This is a genomic window from Halomonas sp. 3D7M, assembly GCF_014897885.1.
Lineage (GTDB): Bacteria > Pseudomonadota > Gammaproteobacteria > Pseudomonadales > Halomonadaceae > Vreelandella.
This window is the reverse complement of sequence record NZ_JABUZF010000111.1, coordinates 1-3,233: the sequence shown is the minus strand read 5'-3', so window position 1 is coordinate 3,233 and position 3,233 is coordinate 1. Positions and strand designations below refer to the sequence as shown.

The 3,233-nt window shown below is 56.6% G+C and carries 4 protein-coding genes; 2 read left to right on the top strand and 2 right to left on the bottom strand.

Translation table 11 applies throughout. The features are described from left to right. Window positions 1-766 (top strand): serine hydrolase (locus INT22_RS20260; protein WP_226912417.1); only part of this gene is annotated, 766 nt, incomplete at its 5' end. A gap of 105 nt (window positions 767-871) precedes the next feature. Continuing rightward, window positions 872-1,690 (top strand): TraX family protein, encoded by an 819-nt coding sequence (locus INT22_RS04960; protein ID WP_193067803.1) that lies wholly within the window; start codon window positions 872-874, stop codon window positions 1,688-1,690. Between the two features lie 53 nt (window positions 1,691-1,743). Here the strand turns inward: INT22_RS04960 and INT22_RS04955 are convergent, their stop codons facing one another. Both INT22_RS04955 and INT22_RS04950 read right to left on the bottom strand, forming a co-directional pair. After that, entirely contained in the window at window positions 1,744-2,919 is a 1,176-nt protein-coding gene (locus tag INT22_RS04955) for a 5-(carboxyamino)imidazole ribonucleotide synthase (RefSeq protein ID WP_193067802.1), read from the bottom strand. A 12-nt stretch (window positions 2,920-2,931) separates the two neighbouring features. Next, window positions 2,932-3,233, bottom strand: a 302-nt coding sequence (locus tag INT22_RS04950) for an AIR carboxylase family protein (protein ID WP_193067801.1), incomplete at its 5' end; no start/stop codon positions are given.

The following is a 3,233-nucleotide window of genomic DNA, read 5'->3' as shown; positions in this document are numbered from 1 at the left end:
CGGGGTAAGCTCCAGCGTGCGAGACATGGCGAAATGGATGAAGCTGGTGCTCTCCAACGGGCGCTTTGCAGAGCAGCAACTGATTGCGCCCGAAGCGCTCGTGCCCGCGCTTTCACCGCATGCCATCAGCAGCCGCCCCGGTGACGCGGCCGATCGGGCTGGTACCTATGGTTACGGATTTGGTGTCGGGGTGCGCCCCACTGGGCGTGTCGTGGTGAGCCATTCGGGCGCCTTCGCTTTTGGTGCAGCGACCTCCTATTCGATGCTGCCGGACCTTGGGCTTGGGATCATCGTGCTGACCAATGCCACCCCCACGGGTCTCCCCGAGGCGCTGACGGCCAGTTTTCTTGATCTGGCAGAGTTTGGTGTGGAACAGCGCGACTGGCTGGCGGCCTACGGGCCACGCATCGCACCGCTCTCTGCGCCGGCCGGAGATCTGGTGGGTGTGACACCTCCGACTGAGCCCACCGAGGCCCGACCTGCCGACGCTTATGCAGGGGACTATGGCAATGCCTATTTCGGGGCGGCTGAGGTGCGTGAGACCGCTGACGGTTTGGTACTCGAAGTTGGCCCCGCGCCACAGCACCTGCGGTTGACCCACTGGGACGGCGATCGCTTTGTCGCCTTCCCGGTGACAGAGAACCAACCAGAGGGCTCGGTTTCGCAGGTCGAATTCACCATGGGCGCGGATGGAAAAGCAGAAACGATGACCGTTGAGCATCTTAACGAGGCGGGCCTTGGAGAATTCCAGCGGCCATTTAGCTGAAACGCTCTGCCACCCCTAGCACTTAAACTAGTACTTAAACCTGTACCGAACTTGCTCAGCCAAATCGAGTCTGTAATCCAGTAAGGAAACTCACAAGGAAGTCTAATGGCTGAACAAACCAATGCAAACGTCTCCACCGAGGCGGCTTACGATGCGCGCCCCTCTTCTCATTGGACCGCCTGGGGGCAATGGCTGGCGCTATTCACCATGACCGTAGATCACCTTACTCGCTATGTGTTGCCGGGTGACTGGGACTTAAGCTGGGCAGGCTCGTCCATTGGCCGTATCGCCTTCCCCTTGTTTGCGGCAATGGTTGCCTGGCACGGGCTGTTTAACACCCGTAACCCACTACGCTACTCACGCCGCATACTGGTCATTGGTTTAGTGGCTCAGTTGCCTTATATGCTGATGCCACGCGCGTCTGACGATTTTATTCTTAATGTCTGCTTCACGCTTGCCTGTGGCCTAGCGTTGGGTGCGTTGGTTCGCCAAGGTTGGCAGCACTATCAACAGCAGACGCTAGGATTAGCCTGGCTAATGCTTGGAGCAGCGGTAGGCGTCACCGTCTGGTATTTGTTGGGGTTTTGGGTGGAGTACGGCCATAACGGTTTGCTACTGATTCCGCTATTAATGTTCGCCATGCAGGCGCTTAACGAAACCCGCGACGCACTAAAATCGCGCTTGTGGGCAGGCTTAGCCGCATTTCCCGCACTTTGGATAGCCGGTCAAATGAACGCTTCAGACATGGCAAAGTCGTTTACCGTTGGCACTTGCGTGGTGATATTGATGCTGGCAGCAGGTGCAGCCCAACGTGTGCCATCCGTAGCCCTGGCCATGCCGCGCCGCCTATGGCTTGCTTGGTATCCAGGACACTTTGCTTTAATTGCGCTGTGGCTATTGCTTAGCGGCCAACTGGCGGGGTAATCAACGACGAAGCCGCCCTAATCAGGCGGCTTCGTCGTGATAATCCATCAACTTTACAGTGAGCGTTCGAAACTCCACGCCACCGGCGGTGCATCAGGTAGTAATGCCTGGCACGCACGCACTTTTTCAAGCAGCTCGGCATGCGTGTCAGCGACGACATTGACATGTGCCAGCTTGCGCCCTGCCCGCTCTTCCTTGTCATAGCGATGCAAGTGAGTATTGCCAATCACCAACAGCGCGGCATTGTCACCTTCCTGGCCAATAACATTCACCATGCAAGTAGGTGCAATAGCCTGGGTGCTGCCGAGCGGTAGGCCTTGCACAGCGCGCAGATGGTTTTCAAACTGGCTAGTGACCGCACCGTCCATGGTCCAGTGGCCAGAATTATGCACGCGTGGAGCCATCTCGTTAGCCAATAGGCTGCCATCCCGCGTTTGGAACAGTTCCAGCGCCATCACGCCCACATAATCCAACTCATCCAACAGCATACGAATGTAGCTGTCGGCTGTCTCTTGAACGCTGGTAGCTAAATCCGGTAGCGGCGCAACGGAATAGCGCAAAATGCCGTCTACATGCTGATTTTCCGCCATGGGATAAAACACCACATCCCCATCACGACCGCGCACGGCAATCATCGAGACTTCCCGTACAAAATCAACAAACGCTTCCACGATCAGTTGACGGTGACCAATGCTCTTCCATGCCTCTTCAGCCTGCTCCGGCGCTTTCAGCACCGCTTGCCCTTTACCGTCATACCCCTCTGTCACTGATTTGGCGACCACCGGGCAGCCCAGCTCATTGGCTGCCGCTTCAAGCTGTTCGGCACTCTCAACGACGCGGTAAGCAGGTGTCGGAATACCCAAGCGATCAAATAAGGCCTTCTCTTCAACACGGTTTTGACAAACGGCAATCGCCCGGCTTCCTGGGTAAACGGGTTTGTGCTGTTCAATTTGCTCAACCAGCGCTACGGGCAGATGCTCAAACTCGTAGGTTACTACATCGACCTTATCGAGAAACTCTGCCAAATGCTGGTTATTGGGATCGATAACAACGTCGCCAATGCCCGCACTCGGGTTGCCGGTCGTGTCTAAAAACGTGAAGCGATTACCTAGCGGATAGCCAGCCAATGCCAGCATACGACCAAGCTGGCCTGCACCGAGCACACCAATGTTCTTAACGATGCCAGCGCTTTTCGAACTACCAGAGCTTTTCGAGATACCAGAATTCATGGCCAGGATTCCTTAGTTCGCTTCCGCATCGGGGCGAGGGTCTGGGTTATCCAGCACCATTTGAGTTTGCTCAGCGCGGAAAGCCTCGACCGCTTCACGCACGTTGGTGTCCTGCAAACCGACAATCTGTGCTGCCAACAAGCCTGCATTGGTCGCGCCTGCTTTACCAATCGCCAGTGTGCCAACAGCGATGCCACCGGGCATCTGCGCAATTGAAAGCAATGAATCCAAGCCTTTAAGCGCTTTGGATTCCACCGGCACGCCCAGCACTGGCAGCGCCGTTTGGGAAGCCACCATGCCGGGCAAATGGGCAG